A 20,674-nucleotide genomic window follows, 5' to 3' on the forward strand; every position below is an offset into this window, starting at 1 on the left:
ATTAAGCGGCACAGTTTATCACACTCTGCGCTCTTCTCTCGTCGGCGGTTGCGCTGACCCGGCAGCGTGTTATCATCTGGGCAGACCGGTTACATCCCCTTAACTGCTGTTTAAGAGAAATATATCATGACGGATAAATTAACTTCTCTGCGTCAGTACACCACTGTCGTCGCTGACACCGGAGATATTGCGGCAATGAAGCTGTATCAGCCTCAGGATGCCACCACCAACCCTTCCCTGATTCTCGGCGCGGCTCAGATCCCTGAGTACCGTAAGCTGATTGATGACGCTGTGGCCTGGGCACGTAGCCAGAGCAGCGATCGCGCGCAGCAGATCCTCGATGCTTCCGACAAGCTGGCGGTGAACATCGGTCTCGAAATCCTGAAACTGATCCCGGGCCGTATTTCCACTGAAGTGGATGCACGCCTCTCCTATGATACTGAAGCGTCTATCGCGAAAGCCAAGCGCATCATCAAGCTGTATAACGACGCGGGCATCAGCAACGATCGTATTCTTATCAAGCTGGCTTCCACCTGGCAGGGCATTCGCGCCGCTGAACAGCTGGAAAAAGAAGGCATCAACTGTAACCTGACGCTGCTGTTCTCCTTCGCTCAGGCTCGCGCTTGCGCCGAAGCGGGCGTCTTCCTGATTTCGCCGTTTGTTGGCCGTATCCTCGACTGGTACAAAGCTAACACCGACAAGAAAGAGTACGCGCCGGCAGAAGATCCGGGCGTGGTTTCCGTCAGCGAAATCTACGAATACTACAAGCAGCACGGCTATGAAACCGTGGTGATGGGCGCCAGCTTCCGTAATGTTGGCGAAATCCTGGAACTGGCCGGCTGTGACCGCCTGACCATCGCCCCGGCGCTGCTGAAAGAGCTGTCTGAAAGCGAAGGCGCCGTTGAGCGTAAACTGGTTTATACCGGCGAAGTGAAAGCGCGTCCGGAACGTATTACCGAATCTGAGTTCCTGTGGCAGCATAACCAGGATCCGATGGCGGTAGACAAACTGGCGGAAGGTATCCGTAAGTTTGCGATCGACCAGGAAAAACTGGAAAAAATGATCGGCGAACTGCTGTAATCCCGCAGGTGGCCGACGCCCGTCGGCCACATTACACTGTCTGTCCCGCCTCCGGCAGTGTATCATTTCGTTTAACGCCCCAGTTTGAACGGAATAACCATGAATACCTTACGAATCGGCTTAGTTTCCATCTCCGATCGCGCCTCCAGCGGCGTCTATCAGGATAAAGGCATCCCGGCACTGGAAGAGTGGCTGGCGCGTGCCCTCACCACCCCTTTCGAACTGCAAACCCGCCTGATTCCGGATGAGCAGGTGATCATTGAGCAAACGCTGTGCGAACTGGTTGACGAGATGGGGTGCCATCTGGTGCTGACCACCGGCGGAACCGGCCCTGCGCGTCGCGATGTGACGCCTGACGCAACGCTGGCGATTGCCGATCGCGAGATGCCGGGCTTCGGCGAGCAAATGCGCCAGGTTAGCCTACACTTTGTGCCGACGGCTATCCTTTCCCGGCAGGTCGGGGTGATCCGCAAGCAGGCGTTGATCCTCAACCTTCCCGGACAACCGAAAGCGATTCAGGAGACCCTGGAAGGGGTAAAAGATGCTGACGGCAAGGTACTGGTGCACGGTATTTTTGCAAGTGTACCTTATTGTGTACAGTTGCTGGAGGGGCCTTATGTGGAAACCGATGGCCGTGTGGTAGAAGCATTTCGTCCTAAGAGCGCCAGGCGCGAAACTTTATCCTGAATTTAATGCATTTGTGACATAACCTGCATCGCTGATGGTGTGCCGTTTTATTTACGATATAGTGCTGTTTACTTTACACGCTATAAATCACGCTGCACACCTCAGGATGAAATCGCGTTATGTCATATGCAAACCGACCGCTAAACCGCCAGGATTATAAAACGCTGACGCTGGCCGCCCTGGGCGGCGCGCTGGAGTTTTATGACTTTATCATTTTCGTTTTCTTTGCCGCCGTCGTCGGTGAGCTCTTCTTTCCCGCAGATATTCCCGAATGGCTCCGTCAGGTACAAACCTTTGGCATTTTCGCCGCCGGTTATCTGGCGCGCCCGCTGGGGGGGATCATCATGGCCCACTTTGGCGATCTGGTGGGACGCAAGAAAATGTTCACCCTCAGCATCCTGCTGATGGCGCTGCCGACCCTGGCGATTGGCCTGCTGCCAACCTATAGCTCGGTGGGCATCGTCGCGCCGTTGCTGTTACTGCTGATGCGTATTCTGCAGGGGGCGGCGATCGGCGGGGAAGTTCCTGGCGCCTGGGTGTTTGTCGCCGAGCATGTCCCGGAAAAACGCATTGGTATCGCCTGCGGTACGCTGACGGCCGGCCTGACGGTTGGCATTCTGTTGGGGTCGGTGGTGGCGACGCTTATCAACACCAGCCTGACGCCGCAGGGGATCCACGACGGCGGCTGGCGGATCCCCTTCCTGTTGGGCGGTGTATTTGGTCTGATTGCGATGTATCTGCGTCGCTGGCTGCAGGAGACGCCGATTTTTCTTGAGATGCAGCAGCGTAAAGCGCTGGCGCAGGAGCTGCCGGTAAAAGCGGTAGCGCTGAAGCACCAGAAGGCGGTGGTGATCTCTATGCTGCTGACCTGGCTGCTGTCGGCAGGCGTGGTGGTGGTGATCCTGATGTCGCCGGTCTGGCTGCAGAAACACTATGGCTTCGCGCCGGCGATTACCCTGCAGGCCAATAGCATCGCCACGATTATGTTGTGCATCGGCTGTCTGCTCGCCGGGCTGGCGGCGGATCGCTTTGGCGCCAGCCGGACTTTCATCGTCGGCAGCCTGCTGCTGGCGGTTGCCAGCTGGGCATTTTACCACCTGTCCGGCGCCAGCCCGCAGCGGCTGTTTCTGCTCTACGGCACGGTGGGGCTCTGCGTCGGGGTGGTAGGGGCGGTGCCTTATGTCATGGTGCGGGCCTTCCCGGCTGAAGTGCGCTTCACCGGCATCTCATTTTCCTACAACCTGTCGTACGCGATCTTTGGCGGCCTGACGCCGATTGCGGTCACCATGCTGATGGGCGTGTCGCCGATGGCGCCAGCCTGGTATGTGCTGGCCCTCTCGCTGATGGGGCTAGGATTAGGTATCTGGCTGCGTCAGGGGATGACGGCGTCGGCGGGATTGCCGGAAGGGGAACTGCAGCGTTGAGTCTGGTTTACCGATGATGACCTGCCGCCGCCCTGTGACAGGACGGCGGCGGACGATTAACGTGGTTCGCCGATCGGCAGCACGGTGCGGCCGAACTGCTCGTTCAGCACTTCACCCATCGCCAGGTAAATAGCGCTGGCGCCACAAACCAGGCCGACCCAGCCAGCGACTTTCACAATGCCTTCGTTATCCACCAGATGACCAATCGCCAGCAGCGCGAACAACACGGTCAGGCTCAGGAAGACAAACTGCAGCATGCGGGCTGCTTTCAGGGTGCCAAAGAACATAAACAGGGTAAAGACGCCCCACAGGCCGAGGTACATGCCGAGGAAGTGCGCGTTAGGCGCTTCCGCCAGACCCATTTTCGGCATCAGGAGGATAGCCACCAGCGTCAGCCAGAAGCTGCCGTAGGAGGTAAAAGCGGTTAAGCCAAAGGTGTTGCCTTTCTTGTATTCAAGCAGGCCGGCAAAAATTTGCGCAATGCCGCCGTAAAAAATGCCCATCGCCAGGATAGCTACATCGAATGCGAACAGGCCGCTATTCGCCAGGTTAAGCAGAATAGTGGTCATGCCGAAGCCCATAAGGCCCAGCGGTGCCGGATTAGCCAACTTAGTGTTGCCCATAATTCCTCAAAATTATCATTAAAAGGGAAGCATTACCCCGCGACTTGGCGGCGGGGCGCGGCATAATAATGAGGCGCTGAAGGGCTGTCTATGATCTGGCGGGGTATTTTTCACCAATTTCTGTTGCGCCCGACGGCGGCTGGATCATTTGCCGTAAACAGGCAATATGCAGGACCGCAGGGATGGTGACCCGGTAAGCGCTGCCGCTCACCGCTTTGACGCTGTTCAGCGCGGCGCCGAGCGGCCCGCCCAGCCCGGCGCCGCGCACCAGACCATGACCAATAACGCTTACGGCGGCATGGGTGCGCAGAATGGCGGTTAAGCGCTCGTCCAGCAACAGGGCGACCCCTTCGCTTAGCTTGCGGTGCCTCAGCAGATGGGGCAACAGATTTTCCAGCTCATGGCTCCGGCAATCCACCGCGGCAAGAAATTGTGCCTTTTGCTCCGCATCCAGCTTATTCCAGCTGTGCTGCAGGAAATGTTCCAGTAACTGCTGTTCGATCTGCGGCGTCGTCATCTGTTTGTCGACCTTCGCCTTCAGCCGTTTACACACATCCAGCAGGATCGCGCGATAAAATTTGCCGTGGCGGCGTAGGGTGTTGGCGATGCTGTCGCCGCCAAAATGCTGTAGCTCTCCGGCAATCAGCTGCCAGTTGCGGCGATAGCGTTCAGGGTGGCCCTCCATTGCTAAAAAGGTCTCGTTGCGCAGCAGCGTGCTGGAGAGGCGGGGTTTGCCGTTTTCGCCGTGGGTCAGAATACGGGTAAAAGCTTCCAGATGCGCCTCGCTGCACTCAGGAAGAAAGGCCAGATCGTCATCTGCCAGATAGTTAATATGCATAAATCATCCCTCCTCAGGATAACGAGGTTAGTCGTCGCCGATAATTTTTAATGAGGCCATATCTGAGGAGTGGACCGTGTGGCCGGAGAAGGCGATTTTCTTCACACAGCGTTTGCTGTCGTTATCGCTATTGATGTTGATCCAGCCGGAGGTGCTGCCCTCTTTTATCCCGGCGGGGACGTTCAGCGTATGGCTGGCGCCGCGGCTGGCCTTAAAGTAGACCGTCGCCCCGGAGAGCTGTACATCGCCGCGCTCGGCGCTGAGCTGAATGCGTTTGACGACCCGACAGACCGGGAGTTTCAGCGTCAGGTCGTTGGTTTCATTGCGCGGCATGGCTACCACACCGAGGATTTTATGGTCGTTGGCGGCCGCCGAGGTGATAAACGATAAGCCGAGGATAAGCCCCGCGGAAATCCGGAATAGTGGTTTCATCAATATGTCCCCTGAATAAGTAAAGTGCGACGGCGAGGGATATTATCACCAGGGGCGTGGGGCCATTAGCGCGCAAGTATTGCGGGTTATGTCAATGATATTATGAATATATTTTGTTTTCACATTCATCATTTATATATGCATTTCGCTGCCTCTTTTGGCGCCTGACAATGTCGCTCGGGACGCTTTTCACGACTCAGGTCGGGGCACGGTGCAAAAAATTTTTAGGCTTGCCCCTTGATGCCGGGGTGGGCGACCCCATCTTGTAGTCAACCGCAGTGAAGAACCTGAAAAAAAATGATGTCTGGGCAGTTGAAACCGCACGTTTCGCCCTTATTACAGGTTCACAACCACATGTTGATCGAATTTTTAGTGGAGACGTTTAGATGGGTAAAATTATTGGTATCGACCTGGGTACTACCAACTCTTGTGTAGCGATTATGGATGGCACTACTGCACGCGTGCTGGAGAACGCCGAAGGCGATCGCACCACGCCTTCTATCATTGCCTATACCCAGGATGGTGAAACTCTGGTTGGTCAGCCGGCTAAACGTCAGGCAGTGACAAACCCGCAAAACACCCTGTTTGCGATTAAACGCCTGATTGGCCGCCGCTTCCAGGACGAAGAAGTTCAGCGTGACGTTTCTATCATGCCATACAAAATTGTTGCCGCAGACAATGGCGACGCATGGCTGGATGTGAAAGGCACCAAAACTGCACCGCCGCAGATCTCTGCTGAAGTGCTGAAAAAAATGAAGAAAACGGCTGAAGATTACCTGGGTGAACCGGTAACTGAAGCGGTTATCACCGTACCGGCTTACTTCAACGATGCGCAGCGTCAGGCTACCAAAGATGCCGGCCGTATCGCCGGTCTGGAAGTCAAACGTATCATCAACGAACCGACCGCGGCGGCGCTGGCTTACGGTCTGGATAAAGAAGTCGGTAACCGCACTATCGCGGTATACGACCTCGGTGGTGGTACTTTCGATATCTCTATTATCGAAATCGACGAAGTTGACGGCGAGAAAACCTTTGAAGTACTGGCGACCAACGGTGACACCCACCTGGGCGGTGAAGACTTCGATACGCGTCTGATCAACTACCTCGTTGATGAGTTCAAGAAAGATCAGGGCATTGACCTGCGTAACGACCCGCTGGCCATGCAGCGCCTGAAAGAAGCCGCTGAGAAAGCGAAGATTGAATTGTCTTCTGCTCAGCAGACCGACGTTAACCTGCCGTATATCACTGCAGATGCGACCGGTCCGAAACACATGAATATCAAAGTGACTCGCGCGAAACTGGAAAGCCTGGTAGAAGACCTGGTTAACCGCTCCATCGAGCCGCTGAAAGTGGCCCTGCAGGATGCTGGTCTGTCCGTTTCCGATATCAACGACGTGATCCTCGTTGGTGGTCAGACTCGTATGCCGATGGTGCAGAAGAAAGTCGCTGAGTTCTTCGGTAAAGAGCCGCGTAAAGACGTTAACCCGGATGAAGCTGTGGCGATCGGCGCAGCGGTTCAGGGTGGTGTACTGACGGGTGATGTGAAAGACGTTCTGCTGCTGGACGTAACCCCGCTGTCGCTGGGTATCGAAACCATGGGCGGCGTGATGACAGCGCTTATCAACAAAAACACCACTATCCCGACCAAGCACAGCCAGGTGTTCTCTACTGCAGAAGACAACCAGTCTGCGGTAACCATCCATGTGCTGCAGGGTGAGCGTAAACGCGCGTCTGATAACAAATCACTGGGTCAGTTCAACCTGGATGGTATTAACCCGGCGCCGCGCGGTATGCCGCAGATCGAAGTCACCTTCGACATCGATGCTGACGGTATCCTGCACGTTTCCGCGAAAGACAAAAACAGCGGTAAAGAGCAGAAGATCACCATCAAGGCGTCTTCCGGTCTGAATGAAGAAGAAATTCAGAAAATGGTTCGCGAAGCAGAAGCTAACGCCGAATCTGACCGTAAGTTCGAAGAGCTGGTACAGACCCGTAACCAGGGTGACCATCTGCTGCACAGCACTCGTAAGCAGGTTGAAGAAGCAGGCGATAAACTGCCGGCTGATGACAAAACCGCTATTGAGTCTGCGCTGACCGCGCTGGAAACTTCCCTGAAAGGCGAAGACAAAGCGGACATCGAAGCGAAAATGCAGGCGCTGGCGCAGGCTTCTCAGAAGCTGATGGAAATTGCTCAGCAGCAGCACGCTCAGCAGCAGGCGGGTTCCGCTGACGCTCAGGCGAGCAACGCGAAAGACGACGATGTTGTCGACGCTGAGTTCGAAGAAGTGAAAGATAAAAAATAATCGCCCTTTGAACGGGTAAAACACTGGCACGGGCGAAGAGGTTTCCTCTCCGCCCGTGCACGCATGTTAAGGGGCTGAAAAACACCGATGGCAAAGCAAGATTACTACGAGATTTTAGGCGTCTCCAAAACAGCGGAAGAGCGTGAAATCAAAAAGGCTTACAAGCGCCTGGCCATGAAGTATCACCCGGACCGCAACCAGGGTGATAAAGAGGCCGAAGCCAAATTTAAAGAAATCAAAGAAGCGTATGAAATCCTGACTGATGCCCAGAAGCGTGCGGCCTACGATCAGTACGGCCACGCGGCCTTCGAACAGGGCGGCATGGGCGGCGGCGGCGGTTTTGGCGGCGGTGCGGATTTCAGCGATATCTTTGGCGATGTTTTCGGCGATATCTTTGGCGGCGGACGTGGTCGTCAGCGCGCGGCGCGCGGCGCCGATCTCCGTTACAACATGGAGCTGACGCTGGAAGAAGCGGTGCGTGGCGTCACCAAAGAGATCCGTATTCCGACGCTGGAAGAGTGCGACGTCTGTCACGGCAGCGGCGCCAAGGCCGGCAGCAAGCCGCAGACCTGTCCGACCTGTCATGGCGCAGGCCAGGTGCAGATGCGTCAGGGCTTCTTTGCGGTACAGCAGACCTGTCCGCACTGTCAGGGACGCGGTACGCTGATTAAAGATCCATGCAACAAATGTCATGGTCATGGGCGTGTAGAGAAAACGAAAACCTTGTCGGTTAAAATTCCGGCAGGTGTGGACACCGGCGATCGGATCCGTCTGGCGGGCGAAGGCGAAGCTGGCGAGCATGGCGCACCGGCAGGCGATCTGTACGTACAGGTCCAGGTGAAGCAGCACGCTATCTTTGAGCGTGAAGGTAATAACCTGTACTGCGAAGTCCCGATCAACTTCACGATGGCGGCGCTGGGTGGTGAGATTGAAGTGCCGACGCTCGACGGTCGCGTCAGTCTGAAAGTGCCGGGTGAAACCCAGACCGGCAAGCTGTTCCGCATGCGCGGCAAAGGTGTGAAATCCGTTCGCGGCGGCGCCCAGGGCGATCTGCTGTGCCGCGTGGTGGTGGAGACGCCGGTAGGGCTGAACGAGAAGCAGAAGCAGCTGCTGAAAGAGCTGCAGGAGAGCTTCGGCGGCCCGACCGGGGAAAACAACAGCCCGCGTTCGAAAAGCTTCTTCGACGGTGTGAAGAAGTTCTTCGACGACCTGACCCGCTAATTCCGCTTTTCCTGATATCCGGCCCGGGCCTTGCTGCCCGGGCTTTTTTTGCCTTACGCCTCCTCTTTTATTCGTAAAAAACGAACATTAAAGCAATTTAAATCTGATTTTTTCGAGTTATCAGTGTGTGTATTATGCTTTTATCGAGTTATTCACCAACAGGATGAAAGTAAAAGTGAAACATCTGCAACGATTCTTTAGTAGCGATGCTTCCGGCGGCATTGTCTTAATCATTGCCGCCGCGCTGGCGATGGTGATGGCCAATACCAGCGTGACCAGCGGTCTGTATCACTCCTTCCTGGAGACGCCAGTTCAGCTGCGAGTGGGGGCGCTGGAGATCAATAAGAACATGCTGTTATGGATCAATGATGCCCTGATGGCGGTGTTTTTTTTACTGATTGGCCTGGAGGTCAAACGTGAGCTGATTCAGGGGTCGCTGGCGAGCCGTCGTCAGGCGGTGTTTCCAGTGATTGCCGCGCTCGGCGGGATGATTGTGCCGGCCCTGGTCTATCTGGCTTTTAACGCCCAGGATCCTGTCGCCAGAGAGGGGTGGGCGATCCCGGCGGCGACGGATATTGCCTTTGCGCTCGGTGTGCTGGCGCTGTTAGGTAGCCGGGTACCGACGGCGCTGAAGATTTTCCTGATGGCGCTGGCGATTATTGATGACCTCGGGGCTATCGTGATTATCGCGCTGTTTTATACCCACGACCTGTCCATGCTTTCGCTGGGCGTGGCGGCGGCGGCAATTGCGGTGCTGGTGGCCCTGAACCTCAGCGGCGTGCGGCGTACCGGGATCTATATTCTGGTTGGCGCGGTGCTGTGGACGGCGGTGCTGAAGTCTGGCGTTCATGCGACCCTTGCCGGGGTGATCGTCGGCTTTATGATCCCGCTCGAGGAAAAGCATGGCAAGTCACCGGCCAAAGCGCTTGAGCATGTCCTGCACCCGTGGGTCGCGTTTATGATCCTGCCGCTGTTCGCCTTCGCCAACGCTGGCGTTTCGCTGCAGGGAGTCACCCTGGCCGGACTGACGTCGCTTCTGCCGCTGGGCATTATGGCCGGGCTGTTTATCGGCAAGCCGCTGGGGATCAGCCTGTTCTGCTGGCTGGCGCTGAAGCTGAAGTGGGCCTCGCTGCCGGAGGGGACCACCTGCAAGCAGATCATGGCGGTGGGTATTCTGTGTGGGATTGGCTTTACGATGTCGATTTTCATCGCCACTCTGGCCTTCGGTAGCGTCGACCCCGCGTTGATCAACTGGGCCAAGCTTGGCATCCTGATTGGCTCAGTGCTATCAGCAGTCATCGGATATCTCATACTGCGTCAGCGCGTGACGGAGACTCGCCTCGCGGTATAACCTTTCTGCAGGAGAGCCTGCGTGGCTCTCCTGGACATTATCAGGGAGAGAAGCATGTCACATATCAACTACAACCATCTGTACTACTTCTGGCACGTGTATAAAGAAGGGTCCGTCGTTGGCGCGGCGGAGGCGCTGTTTCTGACGCCGCAGACGATTACCGGGCAGATCAAAGCCCTGGAAGAGCGCCTGCAGGGTAAGTTGTTTAAGCGAAAAGGAAGGGGACTGGAGCCGAGTGAGCTGGGCGAGCTGGTCTTCCGCTATGCCGACCGCATGTTTACCCTCAGCCAGGAGATGCTCGACATCGTCAACTACCGCAAAGAGTCGAATCTGCTGTTTGATGTCGGCGTCGCTGATGCGTTATCCAAGCGGCTGGTCAGCGGCGTGCTGGATGCCGCCGTCGTTGAGAGTGAGCAGATCCATCTGCGCTGTTTTGAATCCACCCATGAGCTGCTGCTGGAGCAACTGAGCCAGCATAAGCTCGATATGATTATCTCTGACTGTCCGATCGACTCGACACAGCAGGAAGGGCTATTTTCGGTGAAGATTGGCGAGTGCAGCGTCAGCTTCTGGTGCATGAATCCGGCGCCGACGAAGCCGTTTCCGGCCTGTCTGGAAGAGCGGCGGCTGCTGATCCCCGGTCGGCGTTCGATGCTGGGGCGTAAACTGCTGAACTGGATTAACGTGCAGGGCCTGAAGGTGGAGATCCTCGGCGAATTTGACGATGCGGCGCTCATGAAAGCCTTCGGCGCCGCGCATAATGCGATATTTGTCGCGCCGACGCTCTATGCGCATGATTTCTACTATGACGAATCGATTATCGAAATTGGCCGCATGGATAGCGTGATGGAGGAGTATCACGCTATTTTTGCCGAGCGAATGATTCAGCATCCCGCGGTTCAGCGCATCTGTAATCGCGATTACTCGTCACTGTTTACCGAACCCCGATAGCCTGCCGGCGTGGGCTGGCGTGGCGCTGGCCGCGCCAGCGCGCGTTAGCGGGGGAAGATGGCGGGCATAAAAAAACCCGCTTTCGCGGGTTTCTTTAACAAAGTTCAGCAAGCAGGCGATTAAGCCAGTTTGTTGATCTGTGCAGTCAGGTTTGCTTTATGACGCGCAGCTTTGTTTTTGTGGATCAGACCTTTAGCAGCCTGACGGTCCACGATTGGTTGCATTTCGTTAAATGCTTTCTGTGCAGCAGCTTTGTCGCCAGCTTCGATAGCTGCGTATACTTTCTTGATGAAAGTACGCATCATAGAGCGACGGCTTGCGTTGTGCTTGCGAGCCTTTTCAGACTGAACGGCGCGCTTCTTAGCTGATTTGATATTAGCCAAGGTCCAACTCCCAAATGTGTTCTATATGGACAATTCAAAGGCCGAGGAATATGCCCGTTTAGCCTTCTTTTGTCAATGGATTTGTGCAAATAAGCGCCGTTTAACACCACAGCGCTTCATTACGTAGTGATGGCGCAAGATTCTACCAGCTTGTTGCAGGCGAATACAGCTTTTCCACCATAAAAATCGCCGGGCGCGGCCAGTTTTCCCGCTTTCTCGCGCTGAGTGAATGAATTCCTGAGAACTTTCGTTGCCGAGGTGCAATCGCTGGTTAACGTTGACAGTTGTACAAGGTATACTCGGACGATTTTCACTGTTTTGAGCCAGACATGAAGCTGATACGCGGCATACATAATCTCAGTCAGGCGCCGCACGGGTGCGTGCTGACCATTGGTAATTTTGACGGCGTGCATCGTGGGCATCAGGCACTGCTGCAGCGGTTGCGCGAAGAGGGCCGCCAGCGCGGTTTACCGGTGGTGGTGATGATTTTCGAACCCCAGCCGCTGGAGCTCTTTGCCGCCGATAAAGCCCCGGCGCGGTTGACCCGCCTGCGTGAAAAGCTGGGCTATCTGGCTGAAAGCGGGGTCGACTATGTATTGTGCGTTCGCTTTGACCGCCGGTTCGCCGCGCTAACCGCGCAGGATTTTATCAGCGAACTGCTGGTGCGCCGCCTGGGTGTGCAGTTCCTTGCCGTCGGTGATGATTTCCGCTTTGGCGCTGGTCGCCAGGGGGATTTTTTGTTATTGCAAAAGGCCGGAGCGGAATACGGCTTCGACGTGACCAGCACCCAGACTTTCTGCGAAGGTGGGGTGCGTATCAGCAGTACGGCGGTGCGTCAGGCGCTGGCGGATGACGATCTCCTGCTGGCGGAGACGCTGCTGGGCCATCCGTTTAGCATCTCCGGACGCGTCGTTCATGGTGATGAACTGGGCCGTACCATAGGTTTTCCGACGGCGAACTTACCGCTGCGTCGTCAGGTTTCCCCGGTTAAAGGGGTCTATGCGGTAGAAGTGACAGGGCTGGGCGACAAACCCATAGCGGGCGTCGCCAATATTGGCACCCGTCCAACGGTCGCGGGCGTGCGTCAGCAGCTTGAAGTACATCTGTTGGACGTTGTAATGGACCTCTACGGTCGCCATATCAATGTAGTACTGCGTAAAAAGATACGTAACGAGCAGCGGTTTGCGTCGCTGGACGAGCTGAAGGCGCAAATCGCACGTGATGAGTTAACGGCCCGCGAATTATTTGGGCTGACCAGCCAGGCTTGAGCCGCTGGTGTTTATCAAACCGAAATACGGAACCGAGAATCTGATGAGTGACTATAAATCGACCCTGAATTTGCCGGAAACAGGGTTCCCTATGCGTGGCGACCTCGCCAAACGCGAACCGGGAATGCTGGCGCGTTGGACCGATGATGACCTGTACGGCATCATTCGTGCAGCCAAAAAAGGCAAAAAAACCTTCATTCTGCATGATGGCCCTCCTTATGCGAATGGCAGCATTCATATTGGTCACTCGGTTAACAAGATTCTGAAAGACATTATCGTTAAGTCCAAAGGACTGACGGGCTATGACTCGCCGTACGTTCCGGGCTGGGACTGCCACGGTCTGCCGATCGAGCTGAAAGTCGAGCAGCAATACGGTAAGCCGGGTGAGAAATTTACCGCCGCTGAATTCCGCGCCAAGTGCCGCGAATATGCCGCGGAGCAGATCGACGGTCAGCGTAAAGACTTTATCCGCCTGGGCGTGCTGGGCGACTGGTCGCGTCCGTACCTGACCATGGACTTCAAAACCGAAGCCAACATCATCCGCGCGCTGGGTAAAATCATCGGCAACGGCCACCTGCATAAAGGCGCTAAGCCGGTGCACTGGTGCGTTGACTGCCGTTCCGCGCTGGCGGAAGCGGAAGTGGAGTATTACGACAAAACCTCTCCGTCTATCGACGTGGCGTTCCACGCGGTAGATAAAGCCGCGGTACTGGCGAAATTCGGCGTGGCCGACGTCAACGGCCCGGTTTCCCTGGTTATCTGGACCACCACGCCGTGGACCCTGCCGGCTAACCGTGCCATCTCTCTGTCGCCGGAATTCGACTACGCGCTGGTGCAGGTTGACGGTCAGGCGCTGATCCTGGCGAAAGACCTGGTTGAGAGCGTGATGAAGCGCCTTGGCGTTACGGATTACCGTATCCTGGCGGCGGTACAAGGTTCAGAACTTGAACTGATGCGCTTCCAGCATCCGTTCCTCGATTTCGACGTGCCGGCGATCCTTGGCGACCACGTGACGCTGGACGCGGGTACCGGCGCGGTGCATACCGCCGGCGGCCACGGTCCGGACGACTACACCATCAGCCAGAAATACGGTCTGGAAATCGCCAACCCGGTTGGCCCGGACGGTGCTTACCTGCCTGGTACCTATCCGTCTCTGGATGGCATCAACGTCTTCAAAGCCAACGACATCATCGTTGAGATGCTGCGTGACAGCGGCGCGCTGCTGCACGTGGAAAAAATGCAGCACAGCTATCCGTGCTGCTGGCGACACAAATCGCCGATCATCTTCCGCGCCACCCCGCAGTGGTTCGTCAGTATGGATCAGAAAGGCCTGCGCGCGCAGTCGCTGAAAGAGATCAAAGGCGTGCAGTGGATCCCGGACTGGGGCCAGGCGCGTATCGAATCGATGGTGGCAAACCGCCCTGACTGGTGTATCTCCCGTCAGCGTACCTGGGGCGTGCCGATGTCGCTGTTCGTGCACAAAGAAACCCACGAACTGCACCCGCGTACCCTTGAACTGATGGAAGAAGTGGCGAAACGCGTTGAAGTTGACGGCATCCAGGCGTGGTGGGATCTCGATTCCCGCGACATCCTTGGCGATGACGCCGAAAGCTACGAGAAAGTGCCGGATACCCTCGACGTGTGGTTTGACTCCGGGTCGACCCACTCTTCCGTGGTTGATGTGCGTCCGGAATTCGCCGGTCACGCCGCGGACATGTATCTGGAAGGCTCTGACCAGCATCGCGGCTGGTTCATGTCTTCACTGATGATCTCCACGGCGATGAAAGGCAAAGCGCCATATCGCCAGGTACTGACCCACGGCTTCACCGTCGATGGCCAGGGCCGCAAAATGTCCAAGTCTATCGGTAACACCGTTAGCCCGCAGGACGTGATGAACAAGCTGGGCGCCGATATCCTGCGTCTGTGGGTGGCTTCCACCGACTACACCGGCGAAATGGCGGTCTCCGATGAGATCCTCAAACGCGCCGCGGACAGCTATCGTCGTATCCGTAACACCGCGCGCTTCCTGCTGGCGAACCTGAACGGTTTCGATCCAGCGAAAGACATGGTTAAACCGGAAGAGATGGTGGTGCTGGACCGCTGGGCAGTCGGCTGCGCGCAGGCGGCACAGGAAGATATCCTGAAAGCCTACGAATCCTACGACTTCCATGAAGTGGTACAGCGCCTGATGCGCTTCTGCTCCATCGAAATGGGCTCGTTCTACCTCGACATCATCAAAGACCGCCAGTACACCGCGAAAGCGGACAGCGTGGCGCGTCGCAGCTGCCAGACCGCGCTGTTCCATATCGTGGAAGCGCTGGTGCGCTGGATGGCGCCGATCATGTCCTTCACCGCGGACGAAATCTGGGGCTACCTGCCGGGCGATCGTGAGAAATATGTCTTCACCGGCGAGTGGTATGAAGGTCTGTTCGGCCTGGCCGACGATGAAGCGATGAACGACGGTTTCTGGGATGAATTGCTCAAGGTGCGCGGCGAAGTCAACAAGGTGATCGAGCAAGCGCGTGCGGATAAGAAAGTCGGTGGCTCTCTGGAAGCAGCGGTCACGCTGTATGCCGATGCCGACCTGGCGGCCAAGCTCAACGCGCTGGGCGATGAATTACGATTTGTCCTGTTGACCTCCGGCGCCAACGTTGCCGATTATGCGCAGGCGCCGGCTGATGCCTGGCAGAGCGATCTGCTGAAAGGGCTGAAAGTGGTCCTGAGTAAAGCCGAGGGCGAGAAGTGCCCACGCTGCTGGCATTACACCAGTGACGTCGGCAAGGTAGCGGAACACGCAGAAATCTGCGGTCGCTGTGTGAGCAACGTCGCCGGTAACGGCGAGCAACGTAAATTCGCCTGATGAGTAAATCGATCTGTTCAACGGGGCTACGCTGGCTGTGGGTCGTCGTAGCCGTGCTGATTATCGATCTGGGTAGCAAATTCCTGATCCTCCAGAATTTCGCTCTGGGGGAGACGGTTCCGCTGTTCCCGTCGCTTAATCTGCATTATGCCCGCAACTATGGCGCGGCGTTTAGTTTCCTCGCCGACAGCGGCGGCTGGCAGCGCTGGTTCTTTTCCGGGATCGCGATCGGCATTTGTGTGGTGCTGACGGTACTGATGTACCGTTCGAAGGCGACGCAAAAGCTGAACAATATTGCCTACGCCCTGATTATCGGCGGTGCGCTGGGTAACTTGTTCGATCGCCTGTGGCACGGCTTCGTGGTCGATATGATCGACTTCTACGTCGGCGACTGGCATTTCGCCACCTTCAACCTCGCCGATAGTGCGATCTGCATCGGCGCAGCGCTGATTGTGCTTGAAGGTTTCTTGCCGAAACCGACCGCGAAAGAGCAGGCGTAAATGTCAATGCCGGGTGGCGCTACGCTTACCCGGCCTACAGAATTTGTGGCCGCCCGTCGGTCCGGTTAGCATAGCGCCACCGGGCAACCGGTGACCTAAAACAAGCGAGCAATTTGCATGTCTAAATCCGTACAGAGCAACAGCGCGGTACTGGTGCACTTCACACTGAAACTGGACGACGGCTCCACCGCCGAGTCCACCCGCAGCAACGGCAAACCGGCGCTGTTTCGCCTCGGCGACACCTCTCTGTCCGAAGGGCTGGAGCAACAGCTTCTCGGTCTGAAAGAGGGGGAGAAAAAGGCCTTTTCGCTGGAGCCTGACGCCGCCTTTGGCGTACCCAGCCCTGACCTGATTCAGTATTTCTCTCGCCGTGAATTTATCGACGCTGGCGAACCAGAGATCGGCGCGATTATGCTCTTTACCGCAATGGATGGCAGCGAAATGCCTGGCGTGATCCGCGAAGTGAACGGCGATTCCATCACCGTCGACTTCAACCATCCGCTGGCCGGGCGCACCGTTCATTTTGATATTGAAGTGCTGGAGATCGATCCGGCGCTGGAGGAGTAACATGCAGATCCTGTTGGCTAACCCGCGCGGTTTTTGCGCTGGCGTTGACCGCGCTATCAGCATTGTAGAAAACGCGCTGACGCTGTATGGCGCACCGATCTATGTTCGCCATGAAGTGGTGCACAACCGCTATGTGGTGGATAGCCTGCGCAAGCGCGGCGCCATTTTTATCGAACAGATCAGCGAAGTGCCGGACGGCGCGATCCTGATTTTCTCCGCCCACGGTGTTTCGCAGGCGGTACGCAACGAAGCGAAGAGCCGCGACCTGACGGTGTTCGATGCCACCTGTCCGCTGGTGACCAAAGTCCATATGGAAGTCGCCCGCGCCAGCCGCCGCGGCGAAGAGTCGATTCTGATTGGCCATGCCGGCCACCCGGAAGTCGAAGGTACTATGGGGCAGTACAATAACCCGCAAGGGGGCATGTACCTGGTCGAGTCGCCGGAAGACGTTCTCAAGCTGGAAGTCAAAAACGACGCCCGGCTGTCGTTTATGACCCAGACCACGCTCTCCGTCGACGATACGTCTGACGTTATTGACGCCCTGCGCGCGCGTTTCCCGAAAATCGTCGGCCCGCGCAAAGACGACATTTGCTATGCCACCACTAACCGTCAGGAAGCCGTGCGCGCGCTGGCGGAGCAGGCTGACGTGGTGCTGGTGGTCGGGTCGAAAAACTCCTCCAACTCTAACCGCCTCGCCGAGCTGGCGCAGCGGATGGGCAAAGCGGCTTACCTGATTGACGACGCCTCCGATATCCAGGAAGCGTGGGTCAAGGATGCGGCCTGTGTCGGCGTGACGGCGGGCGCATCGGCGCCGGATATTCTGGTGCAGAACGTCATTACCCGCCTGCAGGAGCTGGGCGGCGGCGAAGCCGTGCCACTGGAAGGCCGGGAAGAGAATATCGTCTTTGAAGTGCCGAAAGAGCTGCGTGTGGATGTCCGTGAAGTAGAGTAAGTTCTTTCCTCCAGCAGTATGAGAAGATGCCAGACTTAACGTCTGGCATTTTTTTTAGGGAGAAACCATGCGCTTACCGATCATTCTTGATACTGACCCGGGCATCGACGATGCTGCCGCCATTGCCGCGGCGCTGTTCGCGCCCGAGCTGGAGCTGCAACTGATGACCACCGTGGCGGGCAACGTTTCGGTGGAGAAGACGACCCGTAACGCGCTGCAGCTGCTGCACTTCTGGAATGCCGATGTGCCGCTGGCGCAGGGGGCGTCGATGCCGCTGGTGCGTCCGTTGCGCGACGCCGCCTCGGTGCATGGCGAATCCGGCATGGAGGGGTATGACTTTGTTGAGCATCAACGTCAGCCGCTGGCGAAGCCGGCCTTCCAGGCGATCCGCGATGCATTGATGCACGCTGCCGAGCCGATTACTCTGGTGGCGATTGGCCCGCTGACCAATATAGCGCTGCTGCTGACCCAGTACCCGGAATGCGTGTTCAACATTCGCCGGCTGGTGATCATGGGCGGCTCGGCGGGCCGCGGCAACTTCACGCCGAATGCGGAATTCAATATTGCTATCGACCCGGAAGCCGCCGCGAAAGTCTTCCACAGCGGGCTGGAGATTGTGATGTGCGGGCTGGACGTCACCAACCGGGCGCTGCTGGCGGCAGATTACCTGGCGACCCTACCGACGCTGAACCAGACCGGTAAAATGCTTCATGCTCTGTTTAGCCACTATCGCAGCGGCAGCATGAGCAGTGGTTTGCGAATGCACGATCTCTGCGCTATTGCGTGGCTGGCGCGCCCGGAACTGTTCACTCTCCAGCCGTGTTTTGTGGCGGTGGAGACGCAGGGGACCTGGACCGCCGGCACCACGGTGGTGGATATCGAAGGACGACTGGGTCAGCCGGCGAACGCCCTGGTGGCGCTCGATATCGACGTGGAAGGGTTTCAGCGCTGGGCAGCGGAGGTGATTGCCCTGGCGCCGTAACCGTTTATCCTTGCGGGTTTGTGTCGACAACGTTACACCACAGTTCGCTCGCTTCATCCGTCCACATCAGGAGTAACAGTGACGCGAAGCGTTCAGCTGCTGCGGAAAGCGGGCGGTTTTTTACGCGGATCATACCCAGTGTACGCCGGATGACGGGTTCCACTAGCGGCACGCTGACCACCGCGCTGTTGACGTGATGGGGCATGGCCAGACAGGGCAATGCCGATACGCCAAGCCCCGCCTCAACCAGGCCGAGAGAGGTGGATAAATGTCTGACTTCATAAAACCAGTTCAGCTTCCACGGTTTATCTGCCAGGCAACTTTCAATCAGTTGCCGATTGCCGCTCGATCGCCTTACGCCAATTAATCTCTGCGAGGCGAGCTCTCGCCATTCCACCAATTTCTTGCTGGCCAGTGGATGATCCTTTCTGCAGGCCAGGACGAAGGGTTCATTGACCAGTGGGCTAAATTCGATATCGGGATGTGTGATGAAGTTCATGTTTATTCCAAAATCGACTTCCCCCTTTCTCACCGAGGTCATGCAATTTTCTATACCTTGTTCATAAATTCGTACTTTGATATGCGGATAGCGCTGATTAAATTGAACGATAGCGCGAGGCAAAAAATAAAAGACGGCTGTGGGGATACAGGACAACGTTATCGTATCCTGGACATGAGAAGTGAGGCTGCTGACGTCGAAGATGGCGGCATCGAGGCTGGCAATCAGCGATTTTGCTTTCGGCAGCAGCATTGCTCCCGCCTGCGTGAGCTGAATTTTTCGGGTGGTACGTACGAATAGCGCGGTATTGAGATTACTTTCAATTTTTTTAATTTTTCGCGTCAGCGCGGGTTGTGTCAGATTAAGGACCTCGGCGGCTTTACTAAACGAGCCGAGCTCCGCCACGGTCACAAAGGCTTTCATACCGGATAGTTCATTGTTCATCATGACTCCCTGAGCGTAAATAGACTTTATGCCTATAATAGGGCCTAATTAATTATCATCGCGATGAAATCTGTAATTGATGTTCTGGGGGAATAAATCTTATTTTTTAATTTTATCAATCACCGACACCCTTGCAAGTAGAATCAGCGGGTAAACGGTATGGCGGCAATGAAATAATAAAGTTAATAAAAAACTTTAAATTCATTGAATGTATTTAATTCACGCCTGCCGCTTATTTGAGTTTTTCTTCTCTATTTGTAAGGAGCGTGTTATGAAAACTATTCCATGCGCACTTATGCGTGGCGGCACCTCAAAAGGGGCCTTTCTGTTAGCAGACGATCTCCCTGAAGATACGCAGAAACGTAATGAGGCGTTATTAACTATCATGGGTTCAGGCCATGAGCTGGAAATCGACGGGATTGGCGGCGGTAGCCCACAGACCAGCAAGGTGGCGATTGTCAGCCAATCGACCAGTCAACAAGCGGATGTGGATTACTTATTTGTTCAGGTCATTGTCAATGAACGCCGGGTAGATACCACGCCGAATTGCGGCAATATGCTCTGCGCCGTGGGTGGGTTTGCCATCGAAAAAGGACTCGTCGCGGCAACCTCTCCGGTGACACGGGTGCGCATCAGGAACGTGAATACCAATACCTTTGTTGACGCAGACATTCAGACCCCGAATGGGCAGGTGGTTTATGAAGGCGGCACGCATATTGACGGCGTTCCAGGCCAGGCCGCACCCGTTGGCTTGACGTTTTTGAACGCTGCAGGGGCGAAATCCGGCCAGCTATTCCCCACCGGCAACCGGGTCGATATCTTTGATAGTATTCGCGTGACCTGTATCGATATGGCGATGCCCATGGTCATTATTCCGGCGCAAAGCCTGGGCAAAACAGGATATGAGTCAGCGAGTGAATTAGATCAGGATAAAGGCTTTTTTCAACGCCTGGAATCCATCCGCAAACAAGCTGGCGCGGCAATGGGATTTGGCGACGTATCAAATATGGTGATCCCCAAACCCGTGCTGGTGGCGCCACCACAGCATGGTGGAACACTGACTGTTCGCTATTTCATGCCGCATAGCTGTCATAAATCGTTGGCGATCACCGGCGCCATCGGCCTGGCGAGTTCATGCATTATTGCTGATACCGTGGTTAACGAAATGACCCGCATGGCGGGGGATGGCCTCATTAACGTTGAGCATCCCAGCGGAAGCATTGATGTGAGTCTGAGCAATACTCATGGGCAGCCAGAAAACATTCGCGCATCGGTTATTCGGCTTTGTTGAATAAATCAGATTTCGGGT

The 20,674-nt window shown here is 56.2% G+C and carries 19 protein-coding genes and 1 pseudogene; 15 read left to right on the plus strand and 5 right to left on the minus strand.

Features of this window, described 5'->3' with window-relative positions:
• Nucleotides 1-126: 126 nt before the first annotated feature.
• From tal to HMPREF3096_RS17235, 3 genes are all read left to right on the plus strand, one after another.
• Nucleotides 127-1,080, plus strand: a complete 954-nt coding sequence (gene tal / locus HMPREF3096_RS17225; RefSeq protein ID WP_004204228.1) for a transaldolase — start codon at nucleotides 127-129, stop codon at nucleotides 1,078-1,080.
• Nucleotides 1,081-1,179: 99 nt separating this feature from the next.
• Nucleotides 1,180-1,767: a molybdopterin adenylyltransferase gene (mog, locus tag HMPREF3096_RS17230; protein ID WP_008807503.1), complete on the plus strand. Its 588-nt coding sequence runs from the start codon at nucleotides 1,180-1,182 to the stop codon at nucleotides 1,765-1,767.
• Between the two features lie 119 nt (nucleotides 1,768-1,886).
• Complete coding sequence (locus tag HMPREF3096_RS17235; RefSeq protein WP_016160273.1) at nucleotides 1,887-3,191, plus strand: MFS transporter; 1,305 nt, start codon at nucleotides 1,887-1,889, stop codon at nucleotides 3,189-3,191.
• A gap of 56 nt (nucleotides 3,192-3,247) precedes the next feature.
• Here the strand turns inward: HMPREF3096_RS17235 and satP are convergent, their stop codons facing one another.
• From satP to HMPREF3096_RS17250, 3 genes are all read right to left on the minus strand, one after another.
• Nucleotides 3,248-3,814, minus strand: a complete 567-nt coding sequence (satP, locus tag HMPREF3096_RS17240) for an acetate uptake transporter (RefSeq protein WP_012542907.1) — start codon at nucleotides 3,812-3,814, stop codon at nucleotides 3,248-3,250.
• An 88-nt stretch (nucleotides 3,815-3,902) separates the two neighbouring features.
• Complete coding sequence (msyB, locus tag HMPREF3096_RS17245; RefSeq protein WP_008807500.1) at nucleotides 3,903-4,652, minus strand: acidic protein MsyB; 750 nt, start codon at nucleotides 4,650-4,652, stop codon at nucleotides 3,903-3,905.
• A 27-nt stretch (nucleotides 4,653-4,679) separates the two neighbouring features.
• Nucleotides 4,680-5,084: a DUF2541 family protein gene (locus HMPREF3096_RS17250; protein WP_008807499.1), complete on the minus strand. Its 405-nt coding sequence runs from the start codon at nucleotides 5,082-5,084 to the stop codon at nucleotides 4,680-4,682.
• Between the two features lie 386 nt (nucleotides 5,085-5,470).
• Between HMPREF3096_RS17250 and dnaK the strand changes: the two genes are divergently transcribed.
• From dnaK to nhaR, 4 genes are all read left to right on the plus strand, one after another.
• On the plus strand, nucleotides 5,471-7,387 hold the full coding sequence (gene dnaK / locus HMPREF3096_RS17255) for a molecular chaperone DnaK (protein WP_008807498.1): 1,917 nt from the start codon (nucleotides 5,471-5,473) through the stop codon (nucleotides 7,385-7,387).
• A gap of 87 nt (nucleotides 7,388-7,474) precedes the next feature.
• Nucleotides 7,475-8,608, plus strand: coding sequence for a molecular chaperone DnaJ (gene dnaJ / locus HMPREF3096_RS17260; protein WP_008807497.1), 1,134 nt, complete (start codon nucleotides 7,475-7,477; stop codon nucleotides 8,606-8,608).
• A 175-nt stretch (nucleotides 8,609-8,783) separates the two neighbouring features.
• Nucleotides 8,784-9,959: a Na+/H+ antiporter NhaA gene (nhaA, locus tag HMPREF3096_RS17265; protein WP_008807496.1), complete on the plus strand. Its 1,176-nt coding sequence runs from the start codon at nucleotides 8,784-8,786 to the stop codon at nucleotides 9,957-9,959.
• Nucleotides 9,960-10,013: 54 nt separating this feature from the next.
• Complete coding sequence (gene nhaR, locus HMPREF3096_RS17270) at nucleotides 10,014-10,910, plus strand: transcriptional activator NhaR (RefSeq protein WP_008807495.1); 897 nt, start codon at nucleotides 10,014-10,016, stop codon at nucleotides 10,908-10,910.
• A gap of 119 nt (nucleotides 10,911-11,029) precedes the next feature.
• Here nhaR and rpsT read toward each other — a convergent pair whose 3' ends face one another.
• Complete coding sequence (gene rpsT, locus HMPREF3096_RS17275) at nucleotides 11,030-11,293, minus strand: 30S ribosomal protein S20 (protein ID WP_002887965.1); 264 nt, start codon at nucleotides 11,291-11,293, stop codon at nucleotides 11,030-11,032.
• 116 nt (nucleotides 11,294-11,409) lie between these two features.
• Between rpsT and HMPREF3096_RS31905 the strand changes: the two are divergent.
• The 7 genes and pseudogenes from HMPREF3096_RS31905 to rihC all read left to right on the plus strand — a co-directional run.
• Nucleotides 11,410-11,615, plus strand: a pseudogene (locus HMPREF3096_RS31905) (DUF2575 domain-containing protein); the annotation flags it as partial.
• A 7-nt stretch (nucleotides 11,616-11,622) separates the two neighbouring features.
• Nucleotides 11,623-12,561, plus strand: coding sequence for a bifunctional riboflavin kinase/FAD synthetase (gene ribF / locus HMPREF3096_RS17280; RefSeq protein WP_008807494.1), 939 nt, complete (start codon nucleotides 11,623-11,625; stop codon nucleotides 12,559-12,561).
• Between the two features lie 43 nt (nucleotides 12,562-12,604).
• Entirely contained in the window at nucleotides 12,605-15,421 is a 2,817-nt protein-coding gene (gene ileS / locus HMPREF3096_RS17285) for an isoleucine--tRNA ligase (RefSeq protein ID WP_032731653.1), read from the plus strand.
• Nucleotides 15,421-15,921, plus strand: coding sequence for a signal peptidase II (lspA, locus tag HMPREF3096_RS17290; protein WP_008807492.1), 501 nt, complete (start codon nucleotides 15,421-15,423; stop codon nucleotides 15,919-15,921). The genes ileS and lspA overlap by 1 nt, the downstream gene beginning before the upstream one ends.
• 117 nt (nucleotides 15,922-16,038) lie before the next feature.
• Nucleotides 16,039-16,488 (plus strand): FKBP-type peptidyl-prolyl cis-trans isomerase, encoded by a 450-nt coding sequence (fkpB, locus tag HMPREF3096_RS17295; protein ID WP_002887976.1) that lies wholly within the window; start codon nucleotides 16,039-16,041, stop codon nucleotides 16,486-16,488.
• Between the two features lies 1 nt (nucleotide 16,489).
• Nucleotides 16,490-17,440 (plus strand): 4-hydroxy-3-methylbut-2-enyl diphosphate reductase, encoded by a 951-nt coding sequence (ispH, locus tag HMPREF3096_RS17300; RefSeq protein ID WP_002887979.1) that lies wholly within the window; start codon nucleotides 16,490-16,492, stop codon nucleotides 17,438-17,440.
• A gap of 67 nt (nucleotides 17,441-17,507) precedes the next feature.
• On the plus strand, nucleotides 17,508-18,422 hold the full coding sequence (gene rihC, locus HMPREF3096_RS17305) for a ribonucleoside hydrolase RihC (protein ID WP_008807491.1): 915 nt from the start codon (nucleotides 17,508-17,510) through the stop codon (nucleotides 18,420-18,422).
• Between the two features lie 4 nt (nucleotides 18,423-18,426).
• Here rihC and HMPREF3096_RS17310 read toward each other — a convergent pair whose 3' ends face one another.
• The gene (locus HMPREF3096_RS17310) at nucleotides 18,427-19,365 is read right to left on the minus strand and encodes a LysR family transcriptional regulator (RefSeq protein WP_012968969.1); all 939 of its coding nucleotides are present in this window, start codon (nucleotides 19,363-19,365) and stop codon (nucleotides 18,427-18,429) included.
• Between the two features lie 271 nt (nucleotides 19,366-19,636).
• Here HMPREF3096_RS17310 and HMPREF3096_RS17315 point away from each other — a divergent pair, with 271 nt between their 5' ends.
• Nucleotides 19,637-20,656, plus strand: a complete 1,020-nt coding sequence (locus tag HMPREF3096_RS17315; protein WP_070544531.1) for a 4-oxalomesaconate tautomerase — start codon at nucleotides 19,637-19,639, stop codon at nucleotides 20,654-20,656.
• Nucleotides 20,657-20,674: the final 18 nt, after the last annotated feature.

Source organism: Klebsiella sp. HMSC25G12, from assembly GCF_001807705.1.
GTDB lineage: Bacteria > Pseudomonadota > Gammaproteobacteria > Enterobacterales > Enterobacteriaceae > Klebsiella > Klebsiella variicola.